This is a genomic window from Pseudomonas syringae KCTC 12500, assembly GCF_000507185.2.
GTDB classification, from domain to species: Bacteria; Pseudomonadota; Gammaproteobacteria; order Pseudomonadales; family Pseudomonadaceae; genus Aquipseudomonas; species Aquipseudomonas syringae.
The window spans coordinates 2048121-2065653 of record NZ_AYTM02000002.1; the positions used below are offsets into that span (position 1 = coordinate 2048121).

Below are 17533 nucleotides of genomic sequence, written 5' to 3' on the forward strand. Positions count from 1 at the left end.
GAACCACCGGTTTAACTTGAACGAGCGTTCAATTTAAACATGAAAACACCCGCGAGACCTAATCGCAGGCCGGTGAATGCTGGCTCAGGCCTGGGTATGACGCGTGCTCGAGCGGGTTCGTTCCCACGCTAAAGAGGCCATTTTCAGCCCCCCAAACGCGCTGTTTGCAAACATCCGCAGCACTTTGATTCCGGTCTTAACGCGATGCACACCCTCCTCGCACCAATCTGTTACCTGCCGCCCCAAAACTGCGCAAAAAGTCATTCAGGTAACAGAACAGCGCTCCTCTCGGGCCAATGCTTGCGCGCTGACCAAAACCGCAAGGCTCCGGAAATAAAGCCTTGCAGGCCAATTCGACGGCTTAAAAACAACAGCAGCGAAAAGTTGGTCTTTTGATTGCATATGCTTGTATGTACAAGTAGAGACAGGCTAAACATTCTGTCTGCTGCCCACTTGAATCAGCCTGCTTCGCCAGGCGCTGTTCGCCCTTCATCGGGGTGGTTCGAATTGATCGCCGAGGATTTTTTTGTGACCGAGAATAACCAAGACCTGAAGCAGGACTGGACCCGTCATCGCGAAGGCGTCGTACGGGCTGCACGCGGTACTCAATTGACCGCCAAGAGCTGGCTGACCGAAGCGCCGCTGCGCATGTTGATGAACAACCTCGACCCGGAAGTTGCCGAAAACCCCAATGAGCTGGTGGTTTACGGTGGCATCGGTCGCGCTGCGCGCAATTGGGAGTGCTACGACAAGATCGTCGAAAGCCTCACTCAGCTCAACGATGATGAAACCTTGCTGGTGCAGTCCGGCAAGCCGGTCGGCGTATTCAAGACCCACAGAAATGCCCCGCGCGTGCTGATCGCCAACTCCAACCTGGTGCCGCACTGGGCCAGTTGGGAGCACTTCAACGAACTGGATGCCAAGGGCCTGGCCATGTATGGCCAGATGACCGCCGGCAGCTGGATCTACATCGGCAGCCAGGGCATCGTGCAAGGCACTTACGAAACCTTCGTCGAAGCCGGTCGCCAGCACTATGACGGCAACCTCAAGGGTCGCTGGGTGCTGACCGCAGGCCTGGGCGGCATGGGTGGCGCGCAGCCGCTGGCCGCGACATTAGCCGGGGCCTGCTCGCTGAACATCGAATGTCAGCAGAGCCGCATTGATTTCCGTATCAAGACCCGCTACGTAGACGAACAGGCCGCTGATCTCGATGACGCACTGGCGCGTATCGCCAAATACACGGCCGAAGGCAAAGCCATCTCCATCGCCCTATGTGGCAACGCGGCGGATATCCTGCCGGAAATGGTCCGTCGCGGTGTGCGCCCGGACATGGTCACCGACCAGACCAGCGCCCACGACCCGCTCAATGGCTACCTGCCCAAAGGCTGGACCTGGGACGAGTACCGTGCCCGTTCGGTGAGCGAGCCGGCCAGTGTGGTCAAGGCCGCCAAGCAGTCGATGGCCGAGCACGTCGAAGCCATGCTCGCCTTCCAGCAAGCCGGCATTCCGACCTTTGACTATGGCAACAATATTCGCCAGATGGCCAAGGAAGTCGGCGTCACCAACGCCTTCGATTTCCCGGGCTTCGTCCCCGCCTACATCCGTCCGCTGTTCTGCCGTGGCATCGGGCCGTTCCGCTGGGCCGCGCTGTCAGGTGACCCGCAGGACATCTACAAGACCGACGCCAAGGTCAAAGAACTGATTCCGGATGACGAGCACCTGCACAACTGGCTGGACATGGCCCGCGAGCGCATCAGCTTCCAGGGCCTGCCGGCGCGTATCTGCTGGGTCGGCCTGGGTCAACGCGCCAAACTGGGTCTGGCCTTCAACGAGATGGTCCGCAGTGGCGAGTTGTCGGCACCGGTGGTAATCGGTCGTGATCACCTGGACTCCGGCTCGGTCGCCAGCCCCAACCGCGAAACCGAATCCATGCGTGATGGCTCTGATGCCGTCTCCGACTGGCCGCTGCTAAATGCCCTGCTCAATACCGCCAGCGGTGCGACCTGGGTCTCGCTGCACCACGGCGGCGGCGTGGGCATGGGCTTTTCGCAGCATTCCGGCATGGTGATCGTCTGCGACGGCACCGATGAGGCCGCCGAGCGTATCGCCCGCGTATTGCACAACGACCCGGCTACCGGGGTGATGCGTCATGCCGATGCCGGCTACGAAATCGCTATCGACTGTGCCAAAGAGCAGGGCTTGAACCTGCCAATGATCGGACGTTGACAACGTTGTCGGTCATCAGGCCGACACACGTCGGGGACGGGCATGAGCATGCCCACGGGCCGGATGCCTACTTGAAGCTGCCGTCATCCATTTCAGGCTTAGGAGCATCGACAATGAATATGAAAAAGGCCCTGCTGACCACATTGGTATCCGCTGGCCTGCTCGCCAGCGCAGGCGCAAGTCAGGCTGCCGGCTGGTGCGAATCAGGCAAGCCGGTGAAATTCGCCGGTCTTAACTGGGAAAGCGCGATGCTGCTGACCGACATTCTGCAGGTGGTTCTGGACAAGGGTTACGGCTGCACCGTTGACGCCCTGCCCGGCAATTCCATCGCCATGGAAAACGCCTTGGGCACCAACGACATCCAGATCTTTGCCGAAGAATGGGTCGGCCGCAGCGAGGTCTGGAACAAGGCCGCCGCTGCCGGCAAGGTGGTCGGTGTCGGCGCGCCGATCGTCGGCGCAGTGGAAGGCTGGTACGTGCCGCGCTATGTGATCGAAGGCGACGCCAAACGCAAGCTGGAAGCCAAGGCACCCAACCTGAAATCCATCAGCGACCTGGCCCAGTATTCAGCCGTGTTCAAGGATCAGGAAGAGCCTGGCAAGGGGCGCTTCTACAACTGCCCGGCCGGCTGGACCTGTGAGCTGGAAAACAGCGAAATGCTCAAGAGCTACGGCCTGGAAAGCAAATACACCAACTTCCGCCCAGGCACCGGTCCGGCGCTGGATGCGGCGATTCTGTCCAGCTACAAACGTGGCGAGCCGATCCTGACCTACTATTGGTCACCCACGCCGCTCATGGGTCAGGTAGACCTGGTGCGTCTGGAAGAGAAAGCCGGGGTCAACAAGACGATCGATATCAAGGTCGGCGTGTCCAAAGTGTTCCACGATGAGGCCCCTGAGCTGGTCGCCATCCTGGAAAAGGTCAACCTGCCGATCGACCTGCTCAACCAGAACCTGGGGCGCATGGCCAAGGAACGCATCGAATCGCCGAAGCTGGCGAAGATTTTCCTGAAAGAGCACCCCGAAGTCTGGCACAAATGGGTCAGCGAAGACGCCGCGAAGAAGGTGGACGCTTCGTTGTAAACGACCGGGCTGTCGGACCGAACGGTTCGACAGCCCTGTCGTTGACCCGACACACCTCATTTGAGAGCCGCTTATGTTTCCTGAAAGCTTCACTTTCTCGATCGCCAACTGGGTCAACGATGGCGTCGACTCACTGGTCACGCAGTACGGCGATGTGTTCCGGCACATCTCCGACACCCTGCTATGGGCCATCGTCAACCTCGAAGGCCTGCTGCGCATGGCGCCGTGGTGGCTGATGCTGATGATCGTCGGCGGCATTGCCTGGCACGCGACACGCAAGATCGTCACGACGCTGGTCATCGTCGGCCTGCTGTTTCTGGTCGGTGCGGTCGGGTTGTGGGACAAGCTGATGCAAACCCTGGCGCTGATGCTGGTCGCCACGATCATCGCGGTGCTGATCGGCATTCCGCTGGGCATCCTTTCGGCACGCAGCAATCGTCTGCGCTCGGTGCTGATGCCGCTGCTCGACATCATGCAGACCATGCCCAGCTTCGTGTACCTGATCCCGGTGCTGATGCTGTTCGGTCTGGGCAAGGTTCCGGCGATCTTCGCCACAGTGATTTACGCCGCGCCGCCGCTGATTCGTCTGACCGATCTGGGCATTCGCCAGGTGGATGGTGAAGTAATGGAGGCCATCAACGCGTTCGGCGCCAATCGCTGGCAGCAACTGTTCGGTGTGCAACTGCCGTTGGCGATGCCGAGCATCATGGCCGGGATCAACCAGACCACCATGATGGCGTTGTCGATGGTGGTGATTGCCTCGATGATCGGTGCACGCGGGCTTGGCGAAGACGTTCTGGTGGGCATTCAGACCCTCAACGTCGGGCGCGGGCTGGAAGCGGGCCTGGCTATTGTCATTCTGGCGGTCGTCATCGACCGTATCACGCAGGCCTATGGCCGCCCACGGCATGAGGCGCACAAATGAGCAGCGTGGAACCGAGTAAAATCGTCGTCAAAAACGTATTCAAGATCTTCGGCAACCGCTCGAAAGAAGCGCTGGAGTTGATCAGGCAAAACCAGAGCAAGGACCAGGTGCTGGCCCAGACCGGCTGCGTGGTCGGGGTCAACGACCTGTCGCTGTCGATCGGCAGCGGCGAAATCTTCGTCATCATGGGCCTGTCCGGCTCGGGAAAATCGACGCTGGTGCGTCACTTCAACCGGCTCATCGACCCCACCAGCGGCGAGATTCTGGTCGATGGCGAAGACATCCTGCGTTACGACATGGAGGCCTTGCGCCAATTCCGCCGGCACAAGATCAGCATGGTGTTCCAGAGCTTCGGCCTGCTGCCGCACAAGACCGTGCTGGCCAACGTGGCCTACGGCCTGACCGTACGTGGCGAGAGCAAGGCGCTGTGTCAGGAACGCGCGCAGCACTGGATCACCACCGTAGGCCTCAAGGGCTATGAAAACAAATACCCGCACCAGCTTTCCGGCGGCATGCGTCAGCGTGTAGGTCTGGCCCGCGCACTGGCCGCCGATACCGACATCATTCTGATGGACGAAGCATTCAGCGCCCTCGACCCGTTGATCCGCGCCGAGATGCAGGACCAGTTGCTGGAGCTGCAAGCCAGCCTGCACAAGACCATCGTGTTCATTACCCACGATCTGGACGAAGCCGTGCGCATCGGCAATCGCATTGCGATCCTCAAGGACGGGCGATTGATTCAGGTCGGTACGCCGAAAGAAATCCTCCACTCGCCCGCCGACGATTACGTGGATCGTTTCGTTCAGCGCCGCGTAGCCACCCTTTAAGGACCGTTGCAGATGTCGCGAGCAGAACAGATCGTCATCGGTGAAGCACCTGCGGGCTGGCAGGACGTGGTCGCCGTGGCCCGACATGGCGCAAAACTCGCCTTGTCGGATGCTGCCTGGGCACGGATCGACAACGCTCAGGCCATCGTGCAGCGCATTGTTGTCAGCGGCGAGCGTGCCTATGGCGTGAACACCGGGCTCGGCGCGCTGTGCAATGTGTCACTGCAAGGCGACCAGCTCAGTCGCCTGTCGCGCAATACCCTGCTCAGCCATGCCTGCGGCGTCGGTGCGCCACTGGCCGACGAGCAGACCCGTGCAATCATCTGCGCCGCGATTCTCAACTACAGCCAGGGCAAGTCGGGCATTCACCGGCAAGTGGTCGAAGCGCTGCTGGCCCTGCTCAACCGGGGCGTCACGCCGCAAGTACCGGCGCAGGGCTCGGTGGGTTACCTGACGCACATGGCGCACGTCGGTGTTGCGTTGCTGGGCATCGGCCAGGTCAGCTATCGCGGGCAGATCGTCCCGGCCGAGCAGGCCCTGAATGAAGAAGGTCTGGCTCCGGTTATCCTCGGCGCCAAGGACGGATTGTGCCTGGTCAACGGCACACCGTGCATGACCGGCCTGAGCTGTCTGGCCATTGCCGATGCCGAGCGCCTGAGCCAATGGGCCGACGTAATCGGCGCGATGAGCTTCGAAGCCCTGCGCGGCCAGCTGGACGCGTTCGATGCAAGCATCCTCGCCCTCAAGCCGCATCCGGGCATGCAGCAGGTGGGCAAGAACCTGCGCGCGTTGCTGGCCGGCAGCGACGTGCTCGCCAGCAGCGAAGGCATTCGTACCCAGGACGCGCTGAGTATTCGTTCGATTCCCCAGGTGCATGGCGCCACGCGCGACCAACTGGCTCACGCCACTCGCCAGGTCGAGATCGAGCTCAATTCAGTCACCGATAATCCGCTGCTGCTCGGCACGCCCGAGGCTTTCCGGGTGGTGTCCCAGGCCAATCCACACGGCCAGTCGGTGGCCATGGCGGCAGACCTGCTGTGCATGGCGATGGCCGAGCTGGGCTCGATCGCCGAACGACGCCTGGACCGCCTGATCAACCCGATGGTCAGCGGCCTGCCGGCGTTTCTGGTCACCCAGCCGGGGGTCAACTCGGGAATGATGATCGTCCAGTACGTCGCCGCTTCGCTGTGCGCAGAAAACCGCCAGATGGCGCAACCGGCCGTGGTCGACAACTACGTGACTTCCGGTCTGCAGGAGGATCACCTGAGCCTGGGCACCAGCGCCGCGCTCAAGCTGCACAAGGTGCTGGGCAATACCACACAGATTCTGGCAATCGAGTATTTGCTCGCGGCCCAGGCATTCGAATTTCTCAAGACACAGGGTTTTGGTATGACCCCCGAAGGTTGGACGATTATTTCTACGCTGCCTGAGCGGCCTGCATTCTGAACTCCACAGGGCTCAGGCCGTTAAGTTTCAGTTTGATGCGTGACTGATTGTAATACTCAATGTACTCGTCGATGCCCGCATGAAGCTCATCCAGATTGTTAAATTTGTTCAGATAGAAAAACTCGGACTTCAGCGTGCCAAAAAAACTTTCCATAGCCGCGTTGTCGTAGCAGTTGCCCTTGCGCGACATGCTGCATGTGATCGAATGCTCATTGAGTAATCGTTGGTAAACAGGCATCCGATATTGCCAGCCCTGGTCTGAGTGCAAAATAGGCTTTTCATGCGGCTCAAGCTTCTTGAACGCTCCTTCAAGCATTTCGTCCACCATGGAGTACAGCGGGCGCCTGGCGATTGCATAGGAAATGATTTCGCCGTTGTACAGATCCATGATGGGCGACAGATAGAGCTTCTGGCCTCCCACTTTGAACTCGGTGACGTCCGTGGCCCATTTTTCATTAAGGTGCTGGGCCTTGAAATCACGCTTGAGAATGTTGGGCGCAGCCTTGCCTACTTCGCCCTTGTAAGAGCGGTATTTCTTCACTCGCACCAGGCTCTTCAGGCCAAGCTGCCCCATCAGTTTCTGCACCGTCTTGTGGTTCACAAGATGGCCTGCGCGCCGCAACGCCGCCGTGATACGACGATAGCCATACCGGCCTTTATGATCGTAGAAAACTGTCTGAATCAGGTCTTTCAGCCCGGCGTACTTATCGCCCGCTTGCAGTACCTTTTGTTGATAGTAAAAAGTGCTGCGCGCCAGACCGGCAAGCTTCAGCAGGCCACCCAGAGAATGCCCCAGTCTCAGTTCGGTTACGATTTGCGCTTTTTCTGTTGCGCTATTCGTTGCTTCTTCTGAGCCAAGGCATCGAGCTTTTTTAGATAGTCGACCTCCATCCGCAGTTGCTTCACCTCGGCAAGCAACTCGTCACGCGAGCGCGATTCATCGTCGATTGAGGGGGCGTTCACAGGCGGAAGTGCAGTCGTCATCTTTCTTGGGCGTCCGGCTTTTGTGGGTGGCTTGGAGGAGGCATCAAAGGCCCCTTCTTCATAATGGCGCTGCCATAGACCGATGATGCCGAACTGACGGATATCGAACAAGGCCGCTGTCTGGCGCAGAGATAAACGCTCATCATGCATGCGCTTCAAAACAGTCAGCTTGAACTCGTCACTGTAGCGCTGGCGTTTTTTCTCTTGCAGGCCCGCTACGCCATGAATCTGATAGGCCGCAACCCACTGCCTAAGGCAGGAAAAATCCACATCGTGGCGATGCGCAACATCCCTCAAACCTGCCTTGCCAGCACAATACTCTTTCACGGCTGCGAGTTTTGCCTGCTCTGTATATTTACCCATGACGCCTCCAAAGGTTGCATCCAACCTTCGGGGGTCACACCACTCCGCGTGGGTATGCCGTTCGGGACGCTCTGCGTCCGGTCTTGTTTGTTGCAGCCGGGTATCAGGACTGAATAGCGGGTTTTTCCGATGCGGCCGGCGTAGAGGGCTTGGTAGCAGGTTTGGCCGCCGGCTTTCTTGCCGCTGGCTTTTTTGCTGCTGCAGGTTTGGTCGCGGTGCTGGTTTTGCCGGTGCTCGCAGCGGCAGGCTTGTTGGTAGCCTCGACGGGCCTGGCCGCTGCTTTCTTGACGGCTGGCCTGGCCGCTACGCTCTTGTCCGCCGCTTTGGCGACAGGCTTGGCCGCAGCCTTGACCACCGGTTTCGCCGCGCTTTTCGCCGCTATAGGTTTGGCCGCCAACGTGCGTGAGGCAGCCGGCTTGGCTTTCGCGCCCACCAATAGCTCGATCTGCCGGGTCAGCTGGTCGACCTTGCTGTGCAGCGCCTGTACTTCACTGCGGCTCGGCACACCCAGACGCGAAATCGCGCCGTTCAGGCGCTTGTCGAAAGCCTCTTCCAGCTCGTTCCACTTGCCAACCGCGAGGTCTTTCACGTCGTCCACGCGGGACTTGGCCGACTTGCTGGTGTTCTTGACGTCATCGAGCTGTTTCTGCGCTTCGACCTTGGTCAGTTTCTCGGCCTTCTCGCCGTCCTTCACCAGGGTATCGAACAGCTTGCTGCCATCATTGCTGATCTTGGAATACGCGCCCAAACCAGCCAGCCAGATCTGACGAGAGTACTTCTCAACCTCGCCCATCCAGGAGCTGCCATCTTTGTCGGTTTTTTTCTTGCCAGCCATCCTGTTCTCCTTATCGTCCAGACTTGGAACGCTCGAGTCGTTTCGGGACGCAGCGTTCGAGCTTTTATCGGCCCGACACGCTCAAGCAATGCCGTCAGCTCATCGAGCCAGGCAAAGAGCGTGTCTACATCATGTTTAGACGGGATACCGACCCGGTTCAAGGCCTTTGCGACTCGAAGGTCGAAAGCACGCTCGATTCTGTCGATTTGCGCTCATAAAAGAGCGCATGAACACACGGAGGGCGAAGAAAAATCAGCAGGTCTGCATACGGCGTTCAGGCAGCGAGCGCCTTGTCCAGAACGCGCTCGACTTCTGTCTTGATCGAACCGCTCATGGCCGACAGGATGAAGTTCAGCTCGATGTTGACGCGGATCAAAGCCTCTTCGACCTCGACCTCGCCCTTGGCACCCTTGCCCTCCAGTTTTACGGTGTCGCCAGCCCATTCGTGAGCCAGTCCGTATCGGGTGGAAAGCTTCTCGACCAGTTGCTCGGCCTTTTCGCGAGCCTTCTCGAGGCCCAGGGCGTGCGGGCGTTCAACGGTTATCTTGGCCATCGGAGGCTTCCTTGATCGTCATATGAAATGCGGCGCAACTATATACACCCGCCCGCATCCAAGAAAGCGTTGCAGGTGAGCCTTGTCAAGACAAAGCCGGCCTTGGCGATTAGAATGACCCGCACTCTATTCCGGTGAAGCGATATGAACGATCAGCGCAAAGGCAGCGATGCCGAACCTACGACTCACTTCGGTTACAAAAATGTACCGGAAAGCCAGAAGGCAGAAAAAGTCGCTGAGGTTTTCCATTCGGTGGCGGCCAAGTACGACCTGATGAACGACCTGCTGTCCGGCGGCATGCACCGCCTGTGGAAGCGTTTCGCGATCGAGCTGTCCGGCGTCCGCACCGGTAACCGCGTGCTGGACATTGCTGGCGGCACGGGCGACCTGACCCGCAAATTCTCCAACCTGGTCGGCCCGACCGGCCAGGTGGTCCTGGCTGACATCAACGCTTCCATGCTCAAGGTCGGCCGTGATCGCCTGCTGGACCTGGGTGTGGCGGGCAACGTCGAGTTCGTCCAGGCAGACGCCGAAAAACTGCCATTTCCGGACAATCATTTCGACTGCGTGACCATCGCGTTCGGCCTGCGCAATGTGACGCACAAGGAAGACGCGCTGCGTTCCATGCTGCGCGTGCTCAAGCCGGGTGGTCGTCTGCTGGTGCTGGAGTTCTCCAAGCCGACCAACAAGCTGATGTCCAAGGCCTACGACGCCTACTCGTTCGCGTTCATGCCGTTGATGGGCAAGCTGGTCACCAATGACTCGGAAAGCTACCGTTATCTGGCCGAATCGATCCGCATGCACCCCAACCAGGAAACCCTCAAGTCGATGATGGTAGAAGCCGGTTTTGACCGCGTGACCTATCACAACATGACTGCCGGCGTCGTTGCCCTGCATCGCGGTATCAAACCCTGATGTTGCTCCGGGGGCTGCTCGCCAGTATCGAGCACGGCATCAATCGGGTGCTGCGCCTGGACAGCACCGCGCTGCCACGCATGGCGCGTCTGTCCGGGCGAGTCATTGCGGTGGACTGTCGCGATCCGTCCCTGAAGCTGTTCATACTGCCCAGCGACGAAGGCTTGCTGCTCGCCGCTGACTGGGCTGCCGAGGCTGACTGCACACTGCGCGCGCCGGCTTCCAGCTTGGTGCGTCTGGCCCTGAGCAAGGACAAGACCGCTGTGCTGCACGGCCCGGACGTCGAACTCGACGGTGACAGCGGCGCGCTGCTGGAACTGGTCGGCATTCTTCAGGACCTGGAGCTGGACTGGGAGCACGAACTGTCTAACTGGATCGGCCCGGTGGCCAGCCAGTTGTTCAGCAGTCACCTGCGCAACAGTGGGCGCTGGACACGGGAAAGCTTCAACAGCCTCAGCCAGAACGTTGCCGACTACCTCAGCGAAGAATCGCGCACCCTTGTAGGCAAGCACGAAGCCGAAGCACGATTCGCCGAACTCGATCAGATCAAGCTCGATCTGGAACGCCTCGAGGCGCGCTTTGCCCGCCTTGCCCACTCCCTCAATACCAGCGATAACGCATGAAGCTGCTTGCCGTCCGCCGTCTGTTTCGCATTCAACGTGTCGTTATCCGCTATCGCCTTGATGACCTGTTGTTCGCCCTGCCCCTGCCGTGGTGGATGCTCGCGCTGCGTTTCGTGCTGCCCTGGCGCTGGCTGCCACGGCGTAAATCCGAGCTGAGCCGGGGCGTACGCTTTCGTCTGGCGCTCCAGGACCTGGGGCCGATTTTCATCAAGTTCGGGCAACTGCTGTCCACACGGCGCGATCTGCTGCCCGAGGACATCGCCGACGAGCTGATGCTGCTGCAGGACCGCGTGCCGCCGTTCGATCAGCAATTGGCGATCAAGCTGATCGAAGAACAGCTCGGCGCGCGCATTTGTGACGTGTTCAGCCGCTTCGACGAGAAGCCGCTGGCGTCCGCTTCGGTCGCTCAGGTGCATGCCGCCTGCCTGAAGACCGGCGAAGAAGTCGTAGTCAAAGTGGTACGCCCCGGCCTCAAGCCGATCATCGGGCAGGACCTGGCGTGGCTGTTCATTCTGGCCCGCACCGCCGAGCGCGTTTCCGCCGATGCCCGCCTGCTGCACCCGGTGCAGGTGGTGATGGATTATGAAAAAACCATCTACGACGAACTCGACCTGCTGCGTGAAGCGGCCAACGCCAGCCAGTTGCGACGCAACTTCGAAGGCTCTGACCTTCTCTACGTGCCACAAGTCTACTGGGACTGGTGCCGCCCGAAAGTGTTGGTCATGGAGCGCATCTACGGCCTTCAGGTCACCGACATGGCCGGGCTGGCGGATCAGCGCACTGACATGAAACTGCTCGCCGAGCGCGGCGTGGAAATCTTCTTCACGCAGATTTTTCGCGACAGCTTCTTCCACGCCGACATGCACCCCGGCAACATTTTCGTCAGCACGGTCAACCCGTGGGCGCCGAAGTACATTGCCATCGACTGCGGCATTGTCGGCAGCCTGACCCCGGAAGATCAGGATTACCTGGCGCGTAACCTGTTTGCCTTTTTCAAACGTGATTATCGTCGCGTTGCGCAACTGCACATCGATTCGGGCTGGGTGCCGGCAGAGACCAAGCTCAATGAATTCGAAGCGGCCATCCGTACGGTCTGCGAGCCGATTTTCGAAAAGCCGCTCAAGGATATTTCCTTTGGTCAGGTGCTGATGCGTCTGTTCCAGACCGCGCGCCGCTTCAATATGGAAGTCCAGCCGCAACTGGTTCTGCTGCAAAAGACCCTGCTCAACATCGAGGGGCTGGGTCGTCAGCTGTACCCTGAACTGGACCTGTGGAGCACCGCGCAGCCTTATCTGGAGCGCTGGATGCGTGAACGGGTCAGTCCGAAAACCCTGCTGAGCAATCTGCAATCACAGGTCGAGCAATTGCCGCACATCGCGGGCATGACCCGTGATCTGCTGGAGCGCATGTCCCGCCCGCACGCCTCGGATCCGCCGCGCCCATGGCACGGTCGTAAGGACGAGCCGGTCCTGCGGCTGATCGGTGCGGCATTGCTGGTCGGCGGCGCGATACAGGGCTGGGTGATGAGCGAGGCCGCTACCCAGTTGCTGACGCTCACCGCATGGCCGGCGGCGATCATGCTGATCGCCGGGCTGTATCTGATCGTTCGCCGATAGCCAGCAGCGAACGGCGCTGGCACACTGTTCAATCCGCCGGGCATGAAAGCCGGCTGCCGGAGTAGATATGAAAGACTGGCTGGACGAGATTCACTGGAACAGCGACGGTCTGGTGCCTGCAATCGCTCAGGATCACAAGACCGGCCGGGTGTTGATGATGGCCTGGATGAATCGCGAGGCCCTGAGCCTGACGGCGTCCGAGAACCGTGCCATCTATTGGTCGCGTTCGCGTGGCAAACTCTGGCGCAAAGGTGAAGAATCGGGTCATGTGCAAAAGCTGCATGAACTGCGCCTGGACTGTGACGCCGACGTCATTATCCTGATGGTCGAGCAGATCGGTGGCATCGCTTGCCATACCGGCCGCGAAAGTTGCTTCTACCGAGTGTATGAAAATTCAGGCTGGAAGACCGTAGACCCGGTTCTGAAAGATCCTGATGCTATTTACCAGGCAGGCCATTGAACATGACTGATACGTTGTCCCGCCTGGCCGAAGTGCTGGAATCCCGCAAGGACGCCGCTGCCGACAGCTCCTATGTCGCCAGCCTGTATCACAAGGGCCTGAACAAGATTCTGGAAAAGCTCGGCGAAGAGTCGATCGAGACCATCATCGCGGCCAAGGACGCTGCGGTCAGCGGTGATTGCAGTGACGTGATTTATGAAACCGCTGACCTGTGGTTCCACAGCATGGTGATGCTCGCCGCGCTGGGTCAGCACCCACAGGCCGTGCTCGATGAACTGGACCGCCGATTCGGCTTGTCCGGCCACGCGGAAAAAGCCGCTCGCACGGCAGAGTAACGCTCTCCCCTTTCAAGCTTGAAATCTTTTACGAGGACTGTTTCATGGGTATTTTTGACTGGAAACACTGGATCGTCATCCTGATCGTCGTTGTACTGGTTTTCGGGACCAAAAAACTCAAGGGCCTGGGCAGCGACGTCGGCGAATCGATCAAAGGCTTTCGCAAGGCAATGAATGATGACGACAAGCCAGCCGAACAGCCTGCGCCTCAACCCCAGCAGGCCCAGCCGGCCCCACAGGGCTCGCCGCTGAATCAGCCACATACCATCGACGCTCAAGCGCACAAAGTCGACGAGCCGATCCGCAAAGACCAGGTTTAAGCCCATGTTCGGTATCAGCTTCTCTGAACTGCTGCTCGTTGGCCTGGTTGCCTTGCTGGTACTGGGTCCCGAGCGCCTGCCGGGTGCTGCACGCACCGCAGGCTTATGGATCGGCCGGTTGAAGCGCAGCTTCAATGCGATCAAACAGGAAGTTGAACGTGAAATCGGGGCTGACGAGATTCGTCGGCAGCTGCACAACGAGCACATTCTCTCGCTGGAAGACGAAGCGCGCAAAATGTTCGCGCCCAATCAACCGCCTGAAAACAGCTCCGAGCCGGTAAATCCGTCGCCAGCACCGGCAGCGGCCGAAGCCGCAAGTCCCGCGCACGATGAAGCCGCACACCACGAAATCGGCCCTGCACAACCTGCGGCACCGAAGACCGCGCTGTCGCTGGAGAAAACCGCGAAACCGGCTGACGCCGGCACACCGGTCCCGACGCCTTCCGACCACGATTCGTCATTGCCACCGCGAGCACCATGAGCGCTGATATCCCGGAAAACGATCAGCAAATGCCGCTGATCTCGCACCTCACCGAGTTGCGTACACGTCTGTTGCGCTGTGTTGCGGCAGTCTTCCTGATTTTCGCCGGCCTGTTCTACTTCACGCAGAAGATCTACACACTGGTCTCGGCGCCGCTGCGGGTCTATCTGCCTGAAGGCGCAACGATGATCGCCACCGATGTGGCTTCGCCGTTCATCACGCCGTTCAAGCTGACCATGATGGTCGCGCTGTTTCTGTCCATGCCGGTCATCCTGCATCAGATCTGGGGCTTCATCGCGCCGGGCCTGTACAAGCACGAGAAACGCGTCGCGGTGCCACTGCTGGTGTCGAGCATCATCCTGTTCTACGCAGGCATGGCGTTTGCCTACTTCCTGGTCTTCCCGCTGATTTTCCACTTCTTCGCCAGCGTGACGCCGGAAGGCGTGTCGATGATGACCGACATCGCCAGCTACCTGGACTTCGTGATGACGTTGTTCTTCGCCTTTGGCGTGGCCTTCGAAATCCCGGTGGCCGTGGTGTTGCTGGTGTGGATCGGCATCGTCGACGTCAAGTACCTGAAGAAGATCCGCCCTTACGTGATCATCGCCTGCTTCGTGGTCGGCATGATCCTGACGCCGCCGGACATCTTCTCGCAAACGCTGCTGGCAGTGCCGATGTGGCTGCTCTTCGAGCTGGGCGTACTGTGCAGCACGATGATCAAGAAGCGAGGTGAACATCCGGACGACCAGGTCGAGGACGCTGACAAGCAGGACCAGCCGCCCGCGACCACACCGTGAATCTGCTGCTGCTTGAGGAAGCCGATTTCATTGCGGCTGACCGGGTGGTCCTGCGTGACCGCCGCCTGAAGCACATGCAGGAGGTGCACCGCGCAGAGGTCGGCGACAGCTTGCGGGTGGGCAGGGTCAACGGCCTGCTGGGCAATGCCGAACTGCTGCGCCTTGACCCCCATGAAGCAGAGCTGCGTGTCGAGCTACAGAGTGCGCCTCCGGCAAAACTGCCGCTTACCCTGTTGCTGGCGTTGCCACGCCCCAAGATGTTACGCCGGGTGTTTCAGACCGTCGCGACCATGGGCGTGCCGAAAGTCATTCTGCTTAACAGCTACAGGGTGGAAAAAAGCTTCTGGCAGACGCCGTTTCTAGAGCCCGAGGCCATCCGCGAGCAACTGATTCTGGGCCTGGAGCAGGCGCGCGATTCGGTGCTGCCTGAAATCGTGATCGAAAAGCGCTTCAAGCCTTTCGTTGAAGATCGCTTGCCACAGATCGCGCTCGATACACTGGGCCTGGTTGGCCATCCCGGTGATTTCCCCGCCTGCCCGCGTGCGGCCACAGAGCAAGTCACATTGGCCATCGGCCCTGAAGGTGGCTGGATACCCTACGAAATCGATCTGTTGCGTCAGTCAGGTTTGCAGCCCGTGCAACTGGGCGAACGCATCCTGCGCGTCGAAACCGCTGTAACGGCACTTCTTGCCCGTTTGTTCTAAGTTGTCAATGTCGACTCAATCGCTTCAGTTAACCGATAGCTGGCCGATGCAGTCGGATACTTAGGAACAAAAGCAGTCAAGGAGTGATCATGTCTCGTGGTTTAACCAAAAGCCTCGCCAATGCGAGTGTCAGCCTGAAATTGGCGATCGGCTTTGGTCTGGTGCTGTTGATGACGCTGATGATTTCAGCCACCGGCTGGTTCAGCAATCAGGCGCTGATCGATCGTGGGGACCGTGTCACTGCGATTGCAGAGGTCAATGAGCTGACCCTTCAGTTGCGCATCAACCGTATGAGCTACGAGGTGCTGTACAACGCAGAGACTGCAGCGAAGGTCAGAAGTACACTCGATGAGCTCGACGCTGCACTGCAAACCGCCAGAAACCTGCTGCGATCCCCCGAGAACCTGCAGTTGCTGGATGTCCAGATTCAGGCAACGCGGGACTACCGCCAGTCGTTCGAGGACATGAGCAAGGCGATCGAAACCCGCGAAGCGAGCCGCAGCCAGATGGGCGAAAACGCCGACAAAGCGGTGGATCAGGCCGACAGGATCGAAGCCGAACTGCTCAAGGAAGATAACATCCTGGCCTTCAATGGCATCGTCGGCGTCAGCAAGCTGATTCAGCAGGCGCGTTTTCAGGTACGTGGTTACACCTACAGCGGCCGTCCCGATTTCGAAAAGGATGCCAATAAAGCCATCGATGATGCTGTGACCGGGATCAACACGCTGGCTGGCGACATTTCTTCCACTTATTCGCCCATGCTGCAACAGGCCATCGCCGGGCTCAATGGCTACCGCGCGGCTGTGGGCCGCTACCGCGATGCCCAGGCCGCCTCCAAGGCAGCACTGGAAAAAATGACCACTCTGGGCGTCAGCATGCTCGCCACCAGCAACGACCTGATTACCCGACAGAACAAGAGCCGCGACGCAGACAGCGCCAAGTCGGTCACGATGATCGCCGCAGCGACTGCGCTGGCGTTGGTGCTGAGCATTCTCGCGGCGTGGGTCATCACTCGCCAGATCACCACCCCGCTGCAGGAGACCCTTGAGGTCGTAGAGCGGGTGGCCTCGGGCGACCTGAGCCGCAACCTCAACGTTGATCGCAAGGACGAGCTGGGCAAGCTGCAGGCCACGATTCAGCGCATGACGGTGAGCCTGCGCGAACTGGTGGGCGGGATTCGCGATGGTGTCACCCAGATTGCCAGCGCAGCGGAAGAGCTGTCGGCGGTTACCGAGCAGACCAGTGCCGGGGTCAACAGCCAGAAGGTCGAGACCGATCAGGTCGCCACTGCCATGCATGAAATGACGGCGACCGTTCAGGAGGTCGCACGCAACGCCGAGGAAGCTTCGGAAGCAGCGGTGACGGCAGACCGTCAGGCCCGTGACGGGGAACGGGTGGTCAACGAGGCCATCGCACAAATCGAGCGCCTCGCCTCTGCGGTGGGCAACTCCAGCGAAGCGATGGGCGCGCTGAAACAGGAAAGCGACAAGATCGGCAGCGTGCTGGACGTCATCAAATCGGTCGCCGAGCAGACCAACCTGCTGGCCTTGAACGCCGCTATCGAGGCAGCACGCGCCGGTGAAGCCGGTCGGGGCTTTGCGGTGGTTGCCGATGAGGTGCGCAGTCTGGCGCAGCGTACGCAAAAATCCACCGAAGAGATCGAAGCACTGATTGCCCGTCTGCAAAGCGGTACACAGCAGGCCACAACCGTCATGGACAGCAGCCGCGAGCTGAGCACCAGCAGCGTGGAGCTGACTCGTCGGGCCGGTGGATCGCTGGAGAGCATCACCAAAACCGTCTCGGCGATCCAGGCGATGAATCAACAGATTGCGGCTGCCGCCGAAGAACAGAGCGCGACCGCCGAAGAGATCAACCGCAGCATCATCAATGTCCGTGACGTGTCCGAACAGACATCTGCGGCCAGTGAAGAAACCGCGGCGTCCAGCGTAGAACTGGCCAGACTGGGCAACCACCTTCAGGTGCTGGTGAGCCGTTTCACCGTCTGACCTGTCAGCGCACAGCCCGCGCCAGCACACGGCGC

At 59.8% G+C, this 17533-nt stretch carries 17 protein-coding genes and 3 pseudogenes; 16 read left to right on the plus strand and 4 right to left on the minus strand.

Translation table 11 applies throughout. The features are described from left to right. Positions 1-528 precede the first annotated feature (528 nt). The 5 genes and pseudogenes from hutU to V476_RS09495 all read left to right on the plus strand — a co-directional run. Positions 529-2226, plus strand: a complete 1698-nt coding sequence (gene hutU / locus V476_RS09475; protein ID WP_024960317.1) for a urocanate hydratase — start codon at positions 529-531, stop codon at positions 2224-2226. Between the two features lie 113 nt (positions 2227-2339). Further along, a complete protein-coding gene (locus V476_RS09480; RefSeq protein ID WP_003413481.1) occupies positions 2340-3308 on the plus strand; it encodes an ABC transporter substrate-binding protein in 969 nt (322 codons plus the stop codon). A 73-nt stretch (positions 3309-3381) separates the two neighbouring features. Beyond that, entirely contained in the window at positions 3382-4233 is an 852-nt protein-coding gene (locus tag V476_RS09485) for an ABC transporter permease (protein ID WP_003343849.1), read from the plus strand. Further along, the gene (locus tag V476_RS09490; RefSeq protein ID WP_024663819.1) at positions 4230-5060 is read left to right on the plus strand and encodes a quaternary amine ABC transporter ATP-binding protein; all 831 of its coding nucleotides are present in this window, start codon (positions 4230-4232) and stop codon (positions 5058-5060) included. The genes V476_RS09485 and V476_RS09490 overlap by 4 nt, the downstream gene beginning before the upstream one ends. A 12-nt stretch (positions 5061-5072) precedes the next feature. Then, positions 5073-6476, plus strand: a pseudogene (locus tag V476_RS09495) (HAL/PAL/TAL family ammonia-lyase); the annotation flags it as partial. A 1-nt stretch (position 6477) separates the two neighbouring features. Here the strand turns inward: V476_RS09495 and V476_RS26935 are convergent. The 4 genes and pseudogenes from V476_RS26935 to V476_RS09520 form a co-directional block, all read right to left on the minus strand. Next, a protein-coding gene (locus tag V476_RS26935; RefSeq protein ID WP_103715870.1) for an IS3 family transposase occupies positions 6478-7853 on the minus strand; the annotation gives its coding sequence in 2 pieces (ribosomal slippage) (positions 6478-7382 and positions 7382-7853; 1377 coding nt in all). 103 nt (positions 7854-7956) lie between these two features. Next, entirely contained in the window at positions 7957-8688 is a 732-nt protein-coding gene (locus tag V476_RS09510; RefSeq protein ID WP_024961476.1) for a phasin family protein, read from the minus strand. A 10-nt stretch (positions 8689-8698) separates the two neighbouring features. Then, positions 8699-8897: pseudogene (locus tag V476_RS09515) on the minus strand (phasin family protein); the annotation flags it as partial. A 65-nt stretch (positions 8898-8962) separates the two neighbouring features. Beyond that, positions 8963-9241 carry a polyhydroxyalkanoic acid system family protein gene (locus V476_RS09520; protein ID WP_003316638.1) on the minus strand — a complete coding sequence of 93 codons (279 nt, stop codon included), beginning with the start codon at positions 9239-9241 and terminating at the stop codon, positions 8963-8965. Positions 9242-9385: 144 nt separating this feature from the next. Here V476_RS09520 and ubiE point away from each other — a divergent pair, with 144 nt between their 5' ends. The 11 genes and pseudogenes from ubiE (at position 9386) to V476_RS29555 (ending at position 17498) form a co-directional block, all read left to right on the plus strand. After that, positions 9386-10156, plus strand: a complete 771-nt coding sequence (gene ubiE, locus V476_RS09525; protein WP_003341410.1) for a bifunctional demethylmenaquinone methyltransferase/2-methoxy-6-polyprenyl-1,4-benzoquinol methylase UbiE — start codon at positions 9386-9388, stop codon at positions 10154-10156. Continuing rightward, entirely contained in the window at positions 10156-10779 is a 624-nt protein-coding gene (locus V476_RS09530) for a ubiquinone biosynthesis accessory factor UbiJ (RefSeq protein WP_003316636.1), read from the plus strand. The genes ubiE and V476_RS09530 overlap by 1 nt, the downstream gene beginning before the upstream one ends. Next, the gene (gene ubiB, locus V476_RS09535; protein WP_024961477.1) at positions 10776-12395 is read left to right on the plus strand and encodes a ubiquinone biosynthesis regulatory protein kinase UbiB; all 1620 of its coding nucleotides are present in this window, start codon (positions 10776-10778) and stop codon (positions 12393-12395) included. Before V476_RS09530 ends, ubiB begins: the two co-directional genes overlap by 4 nt. 67 nt (positions 12396-12462) lie before the next feature. Continuing rightward, complete coding sequence (gene hisI / locus V476_RS09540; protein ID WP_003432368.1) at positions 12463-12855, plus strand: phosphoribosyl-AMP cyclohydrolase; 393 nt, start codon at positions 12463-12465, stop codon at positions 12853-12855. A 2-nt stretch (positions 12856-12857) separates the two neighbouring features. Then, the gene (locus V476_RS09545; protein ID WP_002551631.1) at positions 12858-13190 is read left to right on the plus strand and encodes a phosphoribosyl-ATP diphosphatase; all 333 of its coding nucleotides are present in this window, start codon (positions 12858-12860) and stop codon (positions 13188-13190) included. Between the two features lie 44 nt (positions 13191-13234). Then, complete coding sequence (locus tag V476_RS09550) at positions 13235-13510, plus strand: twin-arginine translocase TatA/TatE family subunit (protein ID WP_003316632.1); 276 nt, start codon at positions 13235-13237, stop codon at positions 13508-13510. A 4-nt stretch (positions 13511-13514) separates the two neighbouring features. Then, on the plus strand, positions 13515-13991 hold the full coding sequence (tatB, locus tag V476_RS09555) for a Sec-independent protein translocase protein TatB (RefSeq protein WP_003316631.1): 477 nt from the start codon (positions 13515-13517) through the stop codon (positions 13989-13991). After that, positions 13988-14788, plus strand: coding sequence for a twin-arginine translocase subunit TatC (gene tatC / locus V476_RS09560; RefSeq protein WP_003316630.1), 801 nt, complete (start codon positions 13988-13990; stop codon positions 14786-14788). Before tatB ends, tatC begins: the two co-directional genes overlap by 4 nt. Beyond that, a complete protein-coding gene (locus tag V476_RS09565; RefSeq protein WP_010405758.1) occupies positions 14785-15492 on the plus strand; it encodes a 16S rRNA (uracil(1498)-N(3))-methyltransferase in 708 nt (235 codons plus the stop codon). The genes tatC and V476_RS09565 overlap by 4 nt, the downstream gene beginning before the upstream one ends. Before the next feature lie 179 nt (positions 15493-15671). Then, positions 15672-16643: pseudogene (locus V476_RS29550) on the plus strand (methyl-accepting chemotaxis protein); the annotation flags it as partial. Beyond that, positions 16635-17498, plus strand: coding sequence for a methyl-accepting chemotaxis protein (locus tag V476_RS29555; protein WP_445081738.1), 864 nt, complete (start codon positions 16635-16637; stop codon positions 17496-17498). The pseudogene V476_RS29550 and the gene V476_RS29555, both read left to right, overlap by 9 nt. The last annotated feature ends 35 nt before the right edge of the window (positions 17499-17533 follow it).